Origin of the sequence: Chitinophaga sp. NPDC101104, from assembly GCF_050277495.1 — a bacterium.
GTDB lineage: Bacteria > Bacteroidota > Bacteroidia > Chitinophagales > Chitinophagaceae > Chitinophaga.
Map to the genome: position 1 here is coordinate 2,414,460 of NZ_JBNNSF010000001.1, position 19,207 is coordinate 2,433,666.

Annotated in this window: 11 protein-coding genes; 9 read left to right on the plus strand and 2 right to left on the minus strand. The window is 56.0% G+C overall.

Annotation, left to right across the window (positions count from 1 at the left end):
* Nucleotides 1-8: 8 nt before the first annotated feature.
* The 5 genes from ACQKLP_RS09590 (at nt 9) to ACQKLP_RS09610 (ending at nt 6,901) form a co-directional block, all read left to right on the plus strand.
* Nucleotides 9-1,937 (plus strand): RagB/SusD family nutrient uptake outer membrane protein, encoded by a 1,929-nt coding sequence (locus ACQKLP_RS09590; RefSeq protein ID WP_427322329.1) that lies wholly within the window; start codon nt 9-11, stop codon nt 1,935-1,937.
* 18 nt (nt 1,938-1,955) lie between these two features.
* Nucleotides 1,956-3,128, plus strand: a complete 1,173-nt coding sequence (locus ACQKLP_RS09595) for a DUF5000 domain-containing lipoprotein (protein ID WP_427322331.1) — start codon at nt 1,956-1,958, stop codon at nt 3,126-3,128.
* 24 nt (nt 3,129-3,152) lie between these two features.
* Nucleotides 3,153-4,259: a DUF4998 domain-containing protein gene (locus ACQKLP_RS09600; protein WP_427322333.1), complete on the plus strand. Its 1,107-nt coding sequence runs from the start codon at nt 3,153-3,155 to the stop codon at nt 4,257-4,259.
* A gap of 138 nt (nt 4,260-4,397) precedes the next feature.
* Entirely contained in the window at nt 4,398-6,110 is a 1,713-nt protein-coding gene (locus ACQKLP_RS09605; RefSeq protein WP_427322335.1) for an IlvD/Edd family dehydratase, read from the plus strand.
* 32 nt (nt 6,111-6,142) lie between these two features.
* Nucleotides 6,143-6,901, plus strand: a complete 759-nt coding sequence (locus tag ACQKLP_RS09610; protein ID WP_427322337.1) for an SDR family NAD(P)-dependent oxidoreductase — start codon at nt 6,143-6,145, stop codon at nt 6,899-6,901.
* Between the two features lie 2 nt (nt 6,902-6,903).
* Here the strand turns inward: ACQKLP_RS09610 and ACQKLP_RS09615 are convergent, their stop codons facing one another.
* A complete protein-coding gene (locus tag ACQKLP_RS09615) occupies nt 6,904-10,242 on the minus strand; it encodes an SNF2-related protein (RefSeq protein ID WP_427322339.1) in 3,339 nt (1,112 codons plus the stop codon).
* 94 nt (nt 10,243-10,336) lie between these two features.
* Between ACQKLP_RS09615 and ACQKLP_RS09620 the strand changes: the two genes are divergently transcribed.
* The 4 genes from ACQKLP_RS09620 to ACQKLP_RS09635 all read left to right on the plus strand — a co-directional run bounded on the left by ACQKLP_RS09620 (nt 10,337) and on the right by ACQKLP_RS09635 (nt 16,890).
* Complete coding sequence (locus tag ACQKLP_RS09620) at nt 10,337-10,888, plus strand: RNA polymerase sigma factor (RefSeq protein ID WP_427322341.1); 552 nt, start codon at nt 10,337-10,339, stop codon at nt 10,886-10,888.
* Nucleotides 10,889-10,935: 47 nt separating this feature from the next.
* Nucleotides 10,936-11,901: a FecR family protein gene (locus ACQKLP_RS09625; protein WP_427322343.1), complete on the plus strand. Its 966-nt coding sequence runs from the start codon at nt 10,936-10,938 to the stop codon at nt 11,899-11,901.
* Between the two features lie 188 nt (nt 11,902-12,089).
* On the plus strand, nt 12,090-15,332 hold the full coding sequence (locus ACQKLP_RS09630; RefSeq protein ID WP_427322345.1) for a SusC/RagA family TonB-linked outer membrane protein: 3,243 nt from the start codon (nt 12,090-12,092) through the stop codon (nt 15,330-15,332).
* A gap of 10 nt (nt 15,333-15,342) precedes the next feature.
* Nucleotides 15,343-16,890, plus strand: coding sequence for a SusD/RagB family nutrient-binding outer membrane lipoprotein (locus tag ACQKLP_RS09635; RefSeq protein WP_427322347.1), 1,548 nt, complete (start codon nt 15,343-15,345; stop codon nt 16,888-16,890).
* Between the two features lie 148 nt (nt 16,891-17,038).
* Here the strand turns inward: ACQKLP_RS09635 and ACQKLP_RS09640 are convergent, their stop codons facing one another.
* Complete coding sequence (locus tag ACQKLP_RS09640; protein ID WP_427322349.1) at nt 17,039-19,057, minus strand: glycoside hydrolase family 2 protein; 2,019 nt, start codon at nt 19,055-19,057, stop codon at nt 17,039-17,041.
* Nucleotides 19,058-19,207: the final 150 nt, after the last annotated feature.

A 19,207-nucleotide genomic window follows, 5' to 3' on the forward strand; every position in this document is an offset into this window, starting at 1 on the left:
GATTTTTTATGAAGAAAGTAATTATTAAAATAGCTGCCTTTTGCAGCATTTTGGCGGGAACGGTTTCCTGTAACAAGTACCTCGACGTGGTACCGGACAATATTGCCACGATCGAACACGCATTTTCGGACCGGTACCAGGCGATGAAATTCCTGGCCACCTGTTACTGGGGCATCCCAAAATCAGCTGGCTGGAACGAGAATCCCGCGATGCTTGGCGCCATGGAACTGATCTTTAACCGCGACAAGCGTACCGATGGCGGCATGCGGTTCGCGCTCGGAGAAAACAGCGCTTCGCTGGCCATCACCAACTACTGGAGCGGTACCAGCAACATGGTGCGGTCGCTGTATGCAGGTCAGCGCGACTGCAATACCTTCCTGGAGAATATCGACGGCGTGCGCGATATCAATAAATATGAGAAAGATCGGATGAAGGCTGAAGTGAAGCTCATCAAGGCATATCTCAATTTTTACCTGATCCAGTACTACGGCCCCATTACGCCGCTACGGAAGAATACTTCCCTGACGGAATCCACAGAAGGGATCCGCGTGTATCGTGAGAAGATCGACGATTGTTTCGCTTATGTGTTGCAGCTGATCAATGAAGTGATCGCATCGGATGCATTACCGCTCAGTATCGAGAGCAAAGGCACCGAGCTGGGACGCTTTACCCGTCCGGTGGCTTACTTCCTCAAGGCCAAGGTGCTGACGTACTGGGCAAGCCCGCTCTTCAACGGGAATACCGATTACAGCGGGTTTGTGAACCACGAAGGCGCTCCGTTCTTCAACCAGAAGTTCGAACCTTCACGGTGGGACAGTGCCGCCAACGCCTGTAGGAAGGCGATCGAAATTTGTGCAGCTGCTGGCCACCGGTTGTATAAGATTTCCGACTATGAAGCTGTGAATTCCAAATTCCTTTCAGACACCACAATGTTGATCAATACGTTGCGCAGTTCGGTGACGCAGCGCTGGAACCCCGAGATCATCTGGGCCAACTCTTCCTATCCGGCCAACTGGAACTACCAGATTACCGCCCTTGCGCGCGTGGAAGGCGGTACCTCCACGCCGTCGGGCAATACAGGCATCCTGAGCGTACCGCTGTCTACCGTGGAACAGTTTTATTCCGATAAGGGAGTGCCTATCAACGAAGACGTTACGTTCCCTTATTCCTCCCGCTACAACATCCGTGTGGGAGATGCAGCCCATAACCTGTTTATCGCCCAAAACGAAAAATCGGCGTCGATGAACTTCGATCGGGAAATGCGTTTCTATTCTTCTCTTGGCTTTGACCGCGGCCGCTGGTACGGGAATACCCATCTCGTTACCACGGAAGAAAACACACCGTTCCCCAAAAACCGCTTCGGAGAATTTTCATCGGTGTTTAACCCTGGGGAGTACAATGCTACTGGGTACTGGCCCAAAAAACTCGTGTCTATGAACACCACCTGGCGCGATGAAAATAGTGTTACGGAGGAAAGCTACCCATATCCCGAAATGCGCTTCGCCGACCTGCTGCTCCTGTGCGCGGAGGCACTCAACGAATCGAAATCGGCGCCTGATGCGGAAGTCTATCGTTATATCGACTCCGTTCGGTCACGCGCCGGCCTGAAAGGAGTAGTGCAAAGCTGGGCACAATACTCCAACCAGCCCAACAAGCCCTTGTCCAAAGCCGGGATGCGCCAAATCATCCAGCAGGAAAGAAGGATCGAGCTGGCGGGCGAAGGCGTATACATGTGGGACAGCAACCGTTGGAAAACATCCGTCCGTGACCGGAATCGCCCCATCCAGGGATGGAACGTAAACGGGAGGGAGGCGGAAGAATATTATTCGGTAACCACCGTTTACTTCCAGCGATTCTCCTTCAGGGATTATTTTTCACCCATTCCCCAGTCTGAAATGATTAACAATCCCCTGCTCATCCAGAACCCCGGATGGTAAGGTTAAAATATTATGGTTATGAAGAAACTGATTTTACTGAATATTGTTTTTTTTGGCGCGTTGCAGGCCTGTACCAAAAAAGAGAACAAACCCATTTCGCCCTCTTCCGGTAAACCCGGCATCGTTTCGGAAGTGGCAGTGACCAATCTACCCGGCGGCGCCAAAATCACGTACCGGATCCCCAACGAGGCGGAAGTGCTCTCAGTGAAAGCCGTGTATACGCTTACGAACGGCAAACAACTCGAAGCGGCGGCCTCCATGTACGGAAACGAGCTCCAGGTGATGGGCTTCAACGATGAAAAAGAACATGAAGTCACCCTGTACACAATCAGCCGTGCGCAGGAAATTTCCGACCCGGTCAAATGTACCATCAAACCGCTTAAATCGCCCATCAGGATCGCCACTGAAACGGTAGGCATCCAGAGCGACTTCGGCGGCGCGCGATTCACCTGGCTCAACGACCTGAAAACACCGCTGGCTTTCGAGCTCTATACGCCGGACTCCCTTGGCCGCATGGCATTGGCACGCGTAATTACTTCTTCTCTCGCGAAAGACATGCAGGCTTTGCGCGGATATCCGCCGGTGGCACGCGAATTCGCCATGGTAATTAAGGATAACTACGGTAACCGCTCAGACACGATCTTTCCCGCAGGCAGGAAGCTTGTGCCCCTGTTCGAGGAACGACTGCCCAAAGGCAAAATGAAGATCATGAAGCTGGCAAACGACCAGAACTTCACCAACTGGGAAGGTTCAGACCAGAAGATCATCGACGACGACGTGACCTCTTTCGGCCACTCGCCCTCTTCGTCGCTGCCCGCGCCGTTTACGATCGACCTTGGCGTATTGGCCAAAGTGAGCCGCATCGTGATGTTCCAGCGTAATTTTGGCGACAGCTACTATAATTGGGGCAACCCCAAAGATTTCGACGTCTACGTAAAAGTGACGACGCCTTCGCAAAGCGGCGACTGGAGCGAGTGGAAAAAGATTATGGAAACGGCGATCGTAAAGCCCTCCGGCAATGGCAGCAACGTTACCGACGAAGATCTCAACGCAGCCATCAACGGGCACGAATTCACCTTCGACCTCGGCCTGGAACCCGTACGCTATATCCGCATAGTGGTAAAATCCACCTGGGGCAGCACAACGTTCACCCACCCCGCGGAAGTGGACGTATACGGAGAGCGTAAATAATCATCAACTTTAACCGACAAGCACATGAAATATATACTGCATGTTTTCTCGTTTTTGTGCATCCTGGCTTCGCTCGCTTCCTGCGAAAAGTTCACGGACGTACACAAGGAATTCATAAAAGATGGCGAGATCATTTACGCCGTAAGGCCGGATTCCGTGGCATTCATTGCCGGAAAGGAAAGGCTGATGATGCGGCTGTGGATGATAAACGGCCAGAATATCAAGAACATCATCGTATTGTGGAACGGCCGGCAGGATTCCCTGGTGCTGGCCGCGAAGATGAAAACGGGCCGCGACAGCATCGACGTGATGATTAACGGGCTGGTAGAAAAAAACTACTCTTTCGACATATACGCCGTAGATAATTTCGGCCATCGTTCCCTTACCTACACTACGTTTGGCGCCACTTACGGCGCTCAGTACACAGCGTTACTGCAGAACCGCCGCATCAAGAATATGGCGCTTTACGAGACGGCAGCGGCCATCGACTGGTTTGCCCCGGCGGAAAACATGATCTTCAATGAATTGAAATTCAAGAACCGCCGCGGAACAGATACCGTGGTGCGTATCCCGGCAGATGATTTTACGGCTAACATCGACGCGGCGGGCAGCACCCCGTTCCAGTACCGCTCACTGTACATCCCCGAAGCAGAAGCGATCGATACTTTCGCCACCGCTTGGGCATCCGATGTACTGCCGGAGTATTTCACCTTCGACCGGTCTAACTGGGAAGTGCTCGCCGTATCTGATGAAACCGCGTCGGACGGCGGCGGAAAGGCGACGCTCATAGACGGGGACCACGGTACCTACTGGCATTCCCAATGGGGGCCAGACGTAGCGTTGCCCCACTGGGCGATCATCGACATGAAATCGGTGAAGAACATTTCCTATTTCACCATTTATCGCCGTAACAATAACACCAACACGAAATCCGTGCAACTGTACGTAGGCAACAGCAGCGATCCCAACGGTACCTGGACGCTGGCGGCCTCTGGCACGTTCGCGTCCGGCAACCAGATGACGATCAACAACACTACCGGTGCTACGGGGCGCTACCTGAAAATGCTGCTCCCCGACAGTAACAACCCGCCATTCACCAGCGTGGCGGAAATCTACATGTATGGAAAGTAATTGAAACGGACAACCGGCTTCAGAAAAGGCAGCGCTTCGGTGCTGCCTTTTCCGTTTTCCGGGGCAGAACGGAGCGGGATGCAGGGGGCGGAAAATTTCGTATTTTGATAGGCATCTTCATCACACGAATTCAATTCCATGGAAAAACAACTCAGGAGCCGGCAATGGTTCGGGAAGAAAGGGAAAGACGGGTTTATCTACCGCGCCTGGATGCGTAACCAGGGCATACCGGACGATCAGTTCCGCGGCAGGCCCGTTATCGGCATCTGTAATACCTGGTCGGAACTGACGCCCTGCAATGCGCATTTCCGCGAACTGGCGGAGTCGGTAAAGCGCGGCATCATCGAAGCGGGCGGTTTCCCGCTGGAATTCCCGGTGATGTCGCTCGGTGAAACGCTCATGAAACCCACGGCCATGCTGTACCGGAACCTCGCCAGCATGGAAGTGGAGGAAGCCATCCGCGCTAATCCGCTGGACGGGGTGGTGCTGATGTGCGGGTGCGATAAAACGACGCCTTCCCTCGTTATGGGCGCCTGCAGCGTGGATGTGCCGGCCATCGTTATTTCCGGCGGCGCCATGCTGACGGGCAAGTTCAGGGGGAGGGATATCGGGACCAGCGACCTGTGGCGTTTTTCGGAAGATGTGCGATCGGGCGTGATAAGCGAGGAAGAACTGAACGAGGCGGAAGCCGGGATGTGCCGCAGCCGGGGGCATTGCGCCGTAATGGGCACCGCTTCCTCGATGGCCTGCATGGTGGAAGCTTTGGGGCTCTCGCTGCCAGGGAACGCCGCCATACCTGCCGCAGACGCCAACCGCAAAGTGCTGGCGCAGCTCACGGGCAGGCGGATCGTGGAAATGGTCCATGAAGACCTGAAACCTTCCGATATCCTCACCCGCGAAGCGTTCGAGAACGCCATCGCCGTAAACGCCGCCATCGGCGGTTCAACCAATTTCGTCATCCACCTGCTGGCCATCGCGGGGAGGGTAGGCGTGCCGCTGGAACTGGAGGATTTCGACCGCTTTTCGCGCCAGGTGCCGCTCATCGCCAATCTCCAGCCTTCCGGACGGTATTTCATGGAAGATCTCTATTACGCCGGCGGATTGCCGGCCGTGATGAAGCAGATAGCAGAAAAATTGCAGGGCGGATGTAAAACCGCCAATGGAAAATCCATCGCGGAAAACATCCGTCCGGCCAAAAGCTGGGATACGAACGTCATCGCCACGGCGGATGCGCCCGTGAACCCGCAATCGGGGATCGTGGTGCTGCGGGGCAACCTCTGCGAGAACGGCGCCATCATCAAGCCGTCTGCCGCCACGCCGGCGTTGATGCGGCACCGCGGGAAAGCGGTCGTGTTCCGCGATATCGAAGATTACAAGCAACGGATCAACGACCCCGCGCTGGATGTGGACGCAGACAGCGTGCTGGTGTTGCAGCACGCCGGTCCGAAAGGCTACCCGGGCATGCCGGAAGTCGGCAACCTGGGGCTGCCCGCCAAATTGCTGCAGCAAGGGGTGACGGATATGGTCCGCATTTCGGACGGGCGCATGAGCGGAACGGGGTTCGGCACGGTAGTGCTCCACGTTTCCCCCGAAGCCGCGGAAAACGGCACTTTCTCGCTCGTCGAATCCGGCGACTGGATTTCGCTGGACGTGGAGAACCGGCGCCTGGAACTGGAAGTAGATGCTGCGGAATTAGCGGAAAGACGGGCGAGGAAAGCGCCCTTCCAAAGCCCCTACACCCGCGGCTACGTCCGGCTTTTCGTGGAGCATGTGGAGCAGGCGGACAAAGGCGCGGATTTCGATTTTCTCAAAGGCGGCTCCGGCAGCCAGGTAACGCGGGATTCCCATTAAAACGATCATCCAACGGCAAAAGCTATACGAACATGGACTTCAAGCAAAAAACAGCCATCGTCACCGGCGCAGGCAGCGGGATCGGTTTTGAAATGTGCCGGCAACTGGCGCAACACGGCGCCACGGTATTCCTCAACGATATCGACGCCGCACTTTGCATCGAAGCCGCCGGGAAAATCAGCGCGGAATACGGGCATTGTTTTCCCGTTCCGGGGGATTCGGGCCAGGAAAAATTTGTCAACGAATTGGTAAAAGCCGCCGTGGAGCAAACCGGCCGGCTGGATATCGCCATTGCGAATGCGGGGATCACCCTGTTCGGGGAATTCCTTTCCTATCCTGCGGAATCGCTGTTCCGGGTATTGCAGCTCAATATCGGGGGCACTTTCTTTCTCGCCCAGGCCGCCGCCCGGCAGATGATCGGCCAGGGGAATGGAGGCGCTTTGCTGTTCACTTCATCCGTGACCGGACACCAGGCTCATAAAAACCTCGCGGCCTATTCCATGACCAAAGCCGCACTGGAAATGCTGGCGAAGAACCTCGTGGCCGAAGTCTCCGGCTTCGGCATCCGCGTCAACACCGTGGCCCCCGGCGCCACGCTCACGGAACGGACCACCACGGAACCGGATTATGAAGCGGTATGGTCGCGCATTACGCCCATGGGCCGCCCCGCCAGCGTGCAGGACATCGCCCATGCCGCGCTGTTCCTCGTTTCCGACCAGGCGCGCCACATCACGGGCCAGAGCCTCGTGGTGGATGGCGGGTGGACGGCCACCAGTCCTTCCCCGTATTGACGCTATAAAATTTCCAGGAGATCGGATTTGGACATCTGCTGCAGCACCGTTCCGTCGGTTTTTACCAAATCCAGCGCCAGTTGGCTTTTCCGCTGTTGCATTATCCTGATCTTTTCCTCGATCGTCCCGGAACAAATGAGCCGCACCGCCACCACGTTCCGGTGTTGCCCGATGCGGTGGCTGCGGTCGATGGCCTGGTTTTCCGCGGCAGGGTTCCACCATGGGTCTACCAGGTATACGTAATCGGCTTCGGTGAGGTTCAGGCCCACGCCGCCGGCTTTCAAACTGATGAGGAACACGCGGACGGCATCGTTGGTCTGGAAGTGGGCCACTTTGGCGCCGCGGTCTTTCGTTTGCCCCGTTAAATATTCGAACGGGATTTTCCGGTTTTCCAGTTCCGTCCTGATGAGGTCGAGCATGCCGGTGAACTGCGAAAAAACGAGGATTTTATGCTCGCGGGATTTGTTTTCGATCTGCTCCAGCAGCACTTCTATCTTGACGGAATTTTCGCCGGAATGGCCTTCTTTCAGCAACACCGGTGAATTGCAGATCTGCCGCAGTTTGGTGAGGCCGGTGAGCACGTGCATGCTGTTGCGGTGGATTTCGTCGTCGGTTTTATTGGCGATGTAGTCGCGCAGTTCCTGTTCGTACGCATCGTAAATCTTCCGCTGTTCGGCGTTCATTTCGCAATAGATGGTCATCTCCGTTCTCTCCGGCAATTCCCGCGCCACCTGCTTCTTCGTTCTGCGCAGGATGAAGGGTTTCACTTTCTGCTGCAATTCCATCGCCCGCTTCGAGAATCCGAAACGGTCGATGGGGATGGAATAGATTTCCCGGAAATATTGCTTGCTGCCCAGCAGGCCCGGGCATGCGAACGACAGCTGGCCGTAGAGGTCCACCGTATTATTTTCAACCGGCGTGCCCGTCAACACGATCCTGTTGCGGGATTGAAGAAGTCTCGCGGCTTTGTACCTTTCCGAATTCGGGTTTTTGATGGCCTGCGATTCGTCGAGGAAGACATATCCGAACCGGAACGTTTTCAGGAAACCGATATCGGAAATGAGCGTCCCGTAGCTGGTGAGCACCACATCGAAATCGCCTGCGCTGTCCGCCGATTTCAGGCGGTTGGCGCCGTAATGCAGCTGTACGGAAAGGGAAGGCGCGAAACGCTGCAATTCCTCCTGCCAGTTGAACAGCAGGGAAGTCGGCGCCACCACGAGGTGGGTGGCATGCCCGTTTTTTTCTTGCTGGGAGAGGATGAACGCGATGATCTGCACGGTTTTCCCCAATCCCATATCGTCTGCCAGACATCCGCCGAAATTAAATCCATCGAGATAATTCAACCAATTCAAACCCTCGCGCTGATACGCCCGCAGTTCCGCCTGCAAGCCCGCGGGAACGGGCGTTTCGGGGATTTCTTTCGCCGGCGGGAAAGCCTGCCCCAATTGCGCGATCTCGGCCTGCGTTTCCTGGCTCAGCACTTCCCTGTCGAACATCGCCGAAATCTCCGAAAAATTGATCTTGGGGAATTTCAGTATGTCGGCGTCTATCTCGCCCGCCTGGAAGTATTTTTCGAGACGATGAATCCATTCATCCGGCAGCAGTCCGCTGGTGCCATCGCCCAGCTCCACGAACCTGCTTTTGTTGCGGATGGCTTTGTGCAGCTGCCTGAGCGATGCCGGTTTATTGCCGAAACTGACTTTCAGGTGCGCGTTGAACCAGTCGATCCCGCTGTTCACTTCGATCTGAACACGGGCTTTGTGCGGATTCCTTTTGTTGCCGGGCAGTTCGTTGAACCCCAGGATGGTAATGCCTTCCTTCCGCCAGGTCTCGAACGCATCGAGGAACCAGTCTTCGTCGAGGAATTTGTTTTTATGGAGATAGAAGTATTCGTATTCGCGGACCTGGTCGTTGAAATCCGGGTGCTGGTGCATGACCATGGTGGTCAGCGCCACTTCGGCCTCGTTATCGCGCTGGATCTTGAATGCATTGCCGTTCCGGTCGGTATCCGTGAGCTGCTTGCGCGAATACACCGGCACTTCCACACCGCCATATTTCATGACGGGCGTGATGTAAATGTAATTGTCGCGCTGCTGCAGGTACACCAGCCGCTCCGTTGTGTATGACCTTTCCGCGAGTTGCGCGGGAGTCGCCTGCCGGATATAGCTGTAGTCGATCTGAACGAGATGTTCCAGCGATTGCAGTACGGACTGCAGGAAAGTTTCGTATTTCGAAGCGTGGACGAGCAGGATTTCGTTGTTCTTTTTGAAGAAACGGATCACGCGGAGCATGTCGGGGTTATCGACGAGGTAATAGGTTTGTCGGTAAAAAATGAAGTATTGATGGCGCAGCACGAGCTTGTCGAACGGGATGGCCGTATTGTTCATGAGCAGCTTTCCCGTAATCTCGAAAAACGGGGATTTTTTGAAGACGGACAGGGAAATTTCCGCCTGGAGGATTTGCAGGTGAACGGGCGTGAGCGACCGTGCAGACACGGATTCGGACACGGAGCGGTCGTGATGGTAGACGTCCAGCTGCATGGGGTTTTCGAAAATGAGCCGCAGGGCGTTGTTGTCTGCGGGTTGCCCGAATTCGATTTCCTTTTGGGAGAAGGTGGAGATGGCGGTGAGGAATTTGATGACCGCGGGGTCCTGGCTTTCCCAGATGCGTTGGAGCGGATCGATTTTATCGACCGGGTTTTTGAGCTTTCCGGTCTGGGAGACGTCGGCCTGCATGAGCAGAAAGGCGGGCTGGTTGTATAAGCGGTGTTTGTCGATCACCAGGATGGTGCGTTTCTCCGCGTCTGTAGTTTCCGGCGGTTTGGGCGTGGAGATGCGCAGGGGGAGGAGCTCATCGCGGAAGAGCTTGTCGTTGATCGGGAGAAGCGCTTTGACGAGGGGCTCGATGAGGATATCGTCGCCCTTGATGCTGATCCGGAAATATGCGTCCAGGTCGGGCTCTTCTTCCAGTCCGTATTCCCTGGCCGTTTTGAGGAGTGTTTTGTGGCGGAGGGGTTTGTCGAAGAAGACGCGGAGCTGCTTTCTTTCGATGATGGCGTACAGCACTTCCGCCTGGTGCTCGCAAAGGCCGGTGTCGCTGCCGCCGCAGGCGCAGGAGGAAACGATGGAATTCCCGGTCTGGCAGACGGATACGGCCGGGAAATGGACGGCCGCTTTTCGCTTGGTGAACACGCCTTCGTTCAGTTCCAGCGAAACGGGGAAGATGTCTCCCAGTTCCCGGGACTCCAGGAAGCTTCCGTTCCGGGTATATTGCAACAGGCCGTACCCGGAAAGCGTCGCGATCCCCGAAGCCGGTATCCTGCATTCTTTCGAAAAATCCATATCCGCAAATATAGGCAAGCCCCCGGGATGCTGATCAAAACGAGGCCATCGCCCTCCAAAGGAAAATATTTGAATATTTTGTATTATTACGGGAATGAAGGACGAATCGAACATCTCCGCCTCCCTGGCCAACGACGCGCTGCGTAACCGGGATGTAACGGTCTTCCAGGAATTATATACGACCTACAGCGAGCCCCTTTACCTGCTGGCATTCCGGTGGGTGAAAGACAGCAGCCTGGCCAAGGATATCGTCCATAATCTTTTCGCCCATTTGTGGGACAGGGGAGGCGACATCGTTATTACCGGGCAGGTCCGCAGTTACCTGTACCGTGCCGTCACCAACCTGTGCATCAACGAGCTGAAGCGGCGCAAGCGCCACATCGGCGAGGAGATACTCCAGTTCCAGGCGGATGGCCATTCTTTCTTCGAGATATCCGATTATATCCTGTTCCAGCAGGAGCTGATGCAGCACCTCGGCACCCTGGCGCCCCGCTGCCGCGAAATCCTCCTCCTCAGCCGCGTCCACGGCCTGGAGCCTTCCGAGATCGCGGAGAAACTGGGCATTTCCGTCAATACCGTTTATTTCCAGCTCTCCGTAGCCCTTAAATCCCTCCGCGGCCGGATTGGCCCGAAAAAAAATTCCTGAAGGCATCAAAGTATCCCCTTTCTGAATTGTCTTAATACTATAAGCATATGGAAAACGACCTGTCCCAATTCATAATCAGCTACCTGGCCGATAGCGGCAACCCGGAAAAGCAGCGGCTGATGAGCGACTGGCTGAATGCCGGGGAGGAGAACCGCCGCCGGTTCGATGAGGTACGCCGGGCCTGGGAGGCTGCCGGGCAACTGCCCGAGCCCTTCGATGTGCAGGCCGGTTGGAACAGTATGCGCGACCATATATCGAATGCGCCTCAAACCGCAACGGTGCGCACGATGCCCGCGCGGCGCAAGGGGTGGCGTGCCGCCGCCGTGTTGCTGCCGGTATTGGTATTGGCCGGTTACTGGTGGATGAAAGGGACGGGCGGCGAATGGACTTCCTATACCGCGCAACACGCCGTGAAAGACAGTCTCCGCCTGCCCGACGGTTCCGATGTTTTCCTGCGCCCTGGCGCCACGGTGCAATATAAGATAGATAACGGCGAAAGATCGGTGCGGCTCACGGCCGGCGAAGCCTTCTTCCGCATCAGCCCCGATGCGCACCTGCAATTCAGCGTGCAGTTGGAGAAAGGGCTCGTAAGGGTGTTGGGGACTTCTTTCAACATCAATACCACCAAAGGTTTCAGCGATATAACCGTGTGGGATGGCAAAGTGAGCGTGGAAGGCAACGGGAAGAAAGTGGTCCTCACCGCCGGAAATATGGCGGTGGTGGATGCGAAAACAGGGGATGTGGAACAGCCGGAAGGCAATTACGCATACCGCTGCGGATGGGGCAACAGCGACCTGTCGTTCAGCAACCAGTCGCTCCAGGTAGTGCTGGAAACCCTGGGCTCCTATTACCGTGTTTCGCTGGATGTGAAAGACCCGCAGCTGCTCGGCAGCAGGATCACCGTCCGCTTTAACAACATGCCATTGGACGAGGCGCTGACCGTTCTTTCCGAAATGCTCGACCTCCGTGTTAACCGCCGTTCAGACAAAGACTATGAATTGATACGCAAATAAATCCGTAACAGCGAAACTTAAAACCAGGATCAAAACAAAGTAAAGCTTACCGTAGTTCCCATTTTATCACCGGTGCCTGCCGGTTTGGAGATGTATTGCCCGCCTTTGGGGGATTAGCCGGCTGATCCTGAAGGGAGCGTTATGTCTGCCAACATCGCCGGCGGCAGATCACATCTTAAAATGAAGAGATGAAAAAAATTCCCTGTATTACACTGATCATAACGATGGTCTGCGCGTCGTTCTACGCCATCGCGCAGCGCCAGCCCGATGCCCTGTCGAAAAAGCTCACGGTGGCCATCGCAGACAAGCCAGCAGAAGCGATCCTTACTTTGCTTGAAAAGCAGGCCGGCGTATCTTTCGCATATCCCACCGGCGTGCTGGCCAATCGCCCCAAGTATTCCATCAGCCGGAAAGACGCTACGCTGCAGCATTTGCTGGAAGTGATCTTTCCCCCTGCCCAATATTCCATCAAAGCCATCGGCAACCAGATCATCATCAAACAGGCGGCCGCCGGTCCGGCCGCACCTGCCGATACCAACGCCCCGCAACGGGTGATCGATATGAATACCGTGGTGGTTACCGCACTGGGGATCGGGCGGCAGCAACGCTCGCTCGGTTACGCGTTCACCGACGTGAAAGGGAGCGACCTCACCCGCGCCCGCGAAACCAATCCCATCCAGGCGCTCACCGGCCGCGTGGCAGGGCTCGACGTCAACGCTACCAACAGCGGCGTGGGCGGCTCCGTGAAAGTGACCCTCCGCGGCGTGAAAGTGATCGGCGGCAATAACCAGCCATTGTATGTGATAGACGGCATCCCGGCGGATAATTCCTCGCCCGGGCAGGCAGACCGCTACGGCGGGTACGACCTCGGCGACGGCTCCTCCATCATCAACCCCGACGAAGTGGCCAGCATATCCGTCCTGAAAGGCGGCGCGGCCACGGCGCTCTACGGCAGCCGCGCCGCCAACGGCGTGATCCTCATCACCACCAAAAAAGGCAGCCGGCAAGGGCTGGAAGTGGAAGTGACCTCCAATTCCGTGCTCGAGAAACTGAACGCCAGCTACGAATTCCAGGATACCTACGGCAATGGCCGCGACGGCATGCTCCCGCGCGATGTGGCCACGGCCCGCGGCTACTCCCAGGCCAGCTGGGGCCCGAAGATGACCGCCGACAGCCTTACCTGGCTCTGGAACGGCAAACAGGTCCCCTACAGCAAAGCCCGCAATCCCATCCCGAACTTCTTCCGCACCGGCCTCACGCTGACCAACTCGGTTTCCGTATCTACCGGCAGCGATAAAGCCCAGCTGCGGTTTACCTATACCAACGTCAGCAATAAAGACATCGTTCCCGAAAGCGGCCTGAACCGGCATAATTTTTCCCTGCGCGGGACCTCGCAGCTGACGTCCAAACTCACTATGGACGCCAAGATCACCTATCTCAACGAAAAGGTGAACAACCGTCCGGCCCTCTCAGATAATCCGAATAACATCGGGTACGTGCTGAGCGGGATCGCGCCCAATATCGACATCAACTGGCTCAAGGAATATAAAGACCCCGTTACCGGGAATTATATCAACTGGAATAACCAGCAATACCAGGTAAACCCTTACTGGGCCATATACGAACAGCCGAACGACAGCCGCCAGGACCGCCTCAACGGTTTCGTGCAGTTCAAATATCAATTGCTCCCCGAACTGTCTGTCCAGGCCAGGACCGGTACGGATTACTCGCGCTTCGGGTTCCGGGAGTTCATGGAAGTGTCGACCCCGTTCAACCAGAGCGGGATGATCAACCTGAAAGACCGCGTTTTCCGCGAAACCAATACCGAAGTGATGCTGAATTACGGCAAACAGGTGAAACGTTTCTGGATCGGCGGTAACCTCGGCGCCAACCGCATGGACTACCGCGAAAACCTCCTCAATACGACCGGCCGGGATATGAGCGTGCGCGGCGTGCGGAGCATCAATAACTTCAAAACGAAACTGAGCAATGAACAGATTCTACGCAAACGCATTAACTCCGTGTATGGCGCTGTGAACCTGGCTTACGGGAATTTCCTGTATTTGGATTTGACGGGCAGGAACGACTGGTCGTCGACGCTCGCCATGGGCCGGAATTCCTTCTTCTATCCTTCGGCGTCGCTCAGCTTCGTGTTTACGGAGCTGATGCCGAAAAGCGGGGCATTGACTTTCGGGAAACTGCGCTTCTCCGCGGCGCAAACGGGAACGGACGCCGTTGAGCCTTACCAGCTGAAACTGACCTACGGCAGCAATCCCGACGTGCCTATCGTGGGCGGATATGCGATCGGCGGGGTGGCGGTGGACAAGGTGCCGTTCAGCGACCTGAAGCCCAGCATCAGCAAATCGTACGAAGCCGGCGCGAACCTCGTCTTTTTCAACAACCGCCTGAACCTGGATGTTACCTGGTACCAGTCCAACACCCGGAACCAGATCCTCAACGCGCCGATCTCCTCATCCAGCGGGTATACCAGCGCCGTGATCAACTCCGGGAACGTGCGCAACCGCGGCATCGAGGTGACGTTGCTCGGCAAACCCGTCACCACCAAGCATTTCAGCTGGGATGTGAACGTGAACTTCGCGCGGAACCGGAACAAGATCCTGGAACTGAGCCCGCTCGTGTCCGGATTTTATACCCTGGCGCAGGCGCGTTGGGCAAATGCCTCGATCGTGGCGGAAGAAGGGGAGGAATTCGGGATCATCGTGGGACGGAAGTTCCTGCGCAGCCCGCAGGGCAAGATCGTGCTGGACGCCAACAACCTGCCACTGTACGACCCAACGGATACGAAGATCGGCAGCGGGCAGTACGAATGGATCGGCGGTGTCAACAACCGGTTCACTTATAAAAACATTTCCCTCGGCATTTTGCTGGACATCAAGCAGGGCGGGCACATCTATTCCATGACCAACCTTCTCGCGCATGCCAACGGCCGGCATAAAGCCACGCTGGAAGGGCGCGAAGGCTGGGCGGAATCTGAAAGGGCGCGCCTGGCGGCAGGGCAAACGCCCGGCAACTGGAAACCGACCGGCGGCCGTTCCGTGAGCGGCGTTCGCCAGACAGGGACCGATGCAGACGGGAAGCCGATTTACGAAGACGTTTCCGCATTCGTCAGCCCCCAGGCATGGTGGCAACGGGTGACCGACAATATCCCCGAGCAGTTCATCTACGACGCCTCGTTCGTGAAAATCCGCCAGCTCAATATCGATTACACCTTCCCGAAATCGTTCCTGGGGAACGGGATTTTCAGGGAACTGGCGATATCGCTCATCGGGCGGAACCTGTTCACCATCAGCAAGCACGTCCCGAACGTAGACCCCGAATCCAGCTACAACAACAGCAACGGCCAGGGTTTTGAATACGGATCGCTCCCCACGCGCAGAACTTATGGCGTCAACCTTTATGCAAAATTCTAAAACGGCCAACATGAAAATCGTTCCATATATCCTGATCAGTTGCCTGGCCCTTGTGGGCGCCGGCAGTTGCACGAAAGATTTCGATTCCATCAATACGGACCCGACGCGCGGCGCGGAAATCGCCCCGGGGCAGCAGTTGACCGCCGCGGCCTATTACCTGAGCGGCGGCCGGGAAACGGGCTATCCCATTATGTATTATTTCCTCCCACGGTCGCAGTACGTGAGCGGCGCATGGGGCATGCGCTTCGGCGGGAAGTACATCCGCAACGATTTTTACGGCGAGCGCATGTGGGAGATCTTCTACGGAAGAAGCCTCAAACAGCTCATCGATATGATCGAGCGCTCGAAAAAAGACCCGGAACTGGTGAACTATATCGCCGCCGGCCGCATCCTGAAAGCGTACATCTTTTCGCTGTTGACGGACGCCTACGGCGATGTACCCTATTCCCAGGCCGGCATCGCTTATTACGGCAAGATCTATACGCCGAAGTACGACCTCCAGCAGGATATCTACAAAGACCTGTTCAAGGAACTGGCCGAGGCAACGGCCCAGTTCGACGCCGGTAAACAGGCGCTCCTGAACGATATCGTCTTCAACGGCAATGTAGACCGCTGGAAGAAACTGGCCAATTCGCTCCGGTTGCGGCTGGGCATGCGCCTGTCCAAAATCGACGCCAACATGGCCGCGCGGGAAGTGAAAGCGGCGGTAGATGCGGGCGTGATGGCGAGCGCAGACGACAATTTCAAGATCATCCACGAAAACTTCGGTTTCCCCGACCTCCGCGGCAACGGCCTCTCACAGGCCTTCCATGAAGAATCCTCCTTCCTGTATACGATCGGTACCAACACCTTCGTCCAATACCTGAAGTATCACAGCGATCCCCGGCTGTCGCGCTTTTTCATCAACCGCGACCCTGCCGGAGAAGATATCACTGCTTTAACGGGTTTTATGTCCGTTCAGTCCGGCCTTTACTGGTGGGATAACTGGAGCGATTTTACCGCGCCGGGCGGCCGCGTGATCCCCCATGCCAACAAGTTCTGTGTCATCAACCGGCCTTTCGTCCAATTACAAGCCTCCTTCCTGCACATGGGATATGCCGAAGTCCAGTTCCTGCTGGCGGAAGCCGCCGCCCGGGGCTGGGCTGGCGCCAACCCGCAACAGTTCTACCACAACGGCATCCGCGCCGCCATGAAGCAGCTGGAAATGTACCCCGGAATGGAACCCGTTCCGCAACCGCAGGTAGATGCTTTCGTGACGGCGCATCCGCTCACCGGGCTGCCGGCAGACACGGTGCTCAAACATATCAATATGCAGAAATGGGTGGCGCTCTTCCCCAACGGCTACGAATCGTTCGCCAACCAGCGCCGCACGGGATACCCGGTGCTGGAAGCGATCGCAGATGTGGGAACCGAATCGGAAACGAATAAAGTCCCATTCCTGCGGTTGTACTATCCCGGAACGGAAGCGTTCAACAACACGGCCAACTACCAGGAAGCGCTGAAGCGGATCGGCGGGCAAAACGACTGGCTCAAACCGGTTTGGTGGGATAAAAGATGATTCCCTGATAATACCGCAGCGATGCACAGGCAGGAAGCCGGAGATCGGCTGGGAGCGGGGCTTTTCGAGAGCGAAGCAACCGTCCCCGCATCCTGCCGGAATAAAAAAGGCCCCCCATACCGGGAGGCCTTTTTTATTTGCGATGAATTTACCTGTTGACCGGGACCGAGATCACAGCGTACCCGCCGGGACGGCTGAACACGACCTGCCTGTTGTCACCATCCTGGTTTTTCAGGGTGAATTTGTATTGTTTTCCCGGTTCCATGATGGGCAGCCGGAGCATTTCACCCGCGCCCGATGCGCTGGAAACCTGCGCCGTATATCCTGTCAACGTGTACGCCGGCATACCGCCCGGAATGGTAACGGTGACGGATATACTGGCCTTGTCTGGGGAAGATTGCATGCTGGTCACGATGATCGGGCTGAAGAGGTTTCTCAGCATGTGATAGGAAGGTTTCAGCTCACCATCGAGCGTGATCATGCCGTGTACCCGTTGGCGGCGCTTGCCCGTTCCTTCTTCACCAATGAAAGTCCGGTAATCGTTCAGGGAAAAGTAGATGGCGCCGGCTACGAAAGGCCGTGTTTCGTACAGGGCGGTATGACTGATCATGTGCGCGATCCGCCGGGGATCGCCGCCGGCAAACGCAGGCTCGCAAACCCCGTATTCCGACACAACGACGGGTTTTTCAGGATGATATTTGTGGATGCTGTCCAGCATCGCCGGGGCATCCGACATTTTCCCGCCGAACCAGGTCTCGAAATATTCGTTCCACATGATGACGTCCCCGAAAACGGTAGCGTCCAGTTTTGGATTGTATTGGATGGTATTGCTGACATAATTGACGAGGCGGCTGCTGTCCATCGCCTTGATGTAACCGTACATGTGTTTCACGTAATCGTGCGTTGGCGTGTATTGGCCGGAATGCTCGTTGCCCACGCCCCAGGCGATGACGGAAGGATGGTTGAAATGCTGCAGTACCATTTCATCGGCCTGCATCATGGCAACGGATTTAATGGAATCGAGCACGGTAGCGCCTCCCCATAGCGGGATTTCTTCCTGGACGAGCAGTCCGTTGCGGTCGCACCAGTCCAGCAGCGCTTCATCCTGCTGCCAATGGAACCGGGTGAAAACGGCGTTCAGCTTTTTGAGGTGTTCCAGGTTGCCGTAAAGGATAGCCGCGGGCTCGGCCATGCCGTAATCCGGATGGGAGCCAGGCATCCATTCCAGGGCAGACAGTCTTACCGGTTCACCGTTCAGGAAGATTTTCCCGTTGCGGGCTTCGATGCTGCGGAAGCCGATGGTGACGGTTTTGGTGGCGATAACGGTGTTTTTGTCCATCACATCTATACGTACCTGGTAGAGGTTGGGGTGATCGAAATGCCAAAGCTGAACTTCGGGGATTTGTACCGTTGTTGTCAGTTTGCCGTCTTTCGGCGTTCCGTTTTGCGTTTGCGTGAATACGACCTGTTGTGCCGCATCGGTTACAGACAGGCGGGTGCGCAGCGGTTTTTGGGTTTTTCTGTCGAGCAGGACGGTCTGCACGTGCAGTTGGCCCGCTTTCGTTCCGGGAACGGGTCTTGCATCGGCCAAAATATAATCGATGCCCGAGGGGTTGGAAATATGGAGGGATACGCTTCGCGTGATACCGCCGTCGTTGGCCCAGTCGAACGATTTGCCGTAAGGGAGTGCCGTGTTGGAGAATTGATTGTTCACGGAAACGGTCAGCAGGTTTTTCCCTTTCCGGGCCGCTTTCGACGCGTCTGCATAAAAGGCAGTGTAGCCGGAACCGTAGTGTTTCGCGATTTGCTGGCCGTTGAGATAAATATGGGCGTCGCGGTACACGGCGTTGAATTTCAGGCGGACGGACTTGCCTTTCGTTTCCTGCGGGATGTCGATTTCCCGTTGGTACCAGGCGGTGCCGTAGTATTCTTCGGTGCCGGGGTCAACATTCCAGGTGTGCGGTACTTTGACCGTTCTCGATATTTGGGCCGGGAGTGTTGTGGAAAACCAGCGCGCAGCAGCCCCTTCATCCAGCGAGTCTATACAAAACAACCAATCCCCGTTCAGTGAAACCGTTACCTCTTCAGGCGATGCAACACGTTGGGCGAAGGTCTGGCATTGAAACAGCAATAACGCGGCCGTAAGGAATGTGAATGTCCATCTCATGATGCGGAAAGTTTACAATCGATTGGGTGAAAAGTGGAATCCATACATGCATCCTGCATGCCGGAACAAGATACGTACGATTCGGAAAGGCTGCTTGCGGACCATAAGATTGTCCATGCGATCAGTTAGTTAGTCCATTGGCCGGGCTAT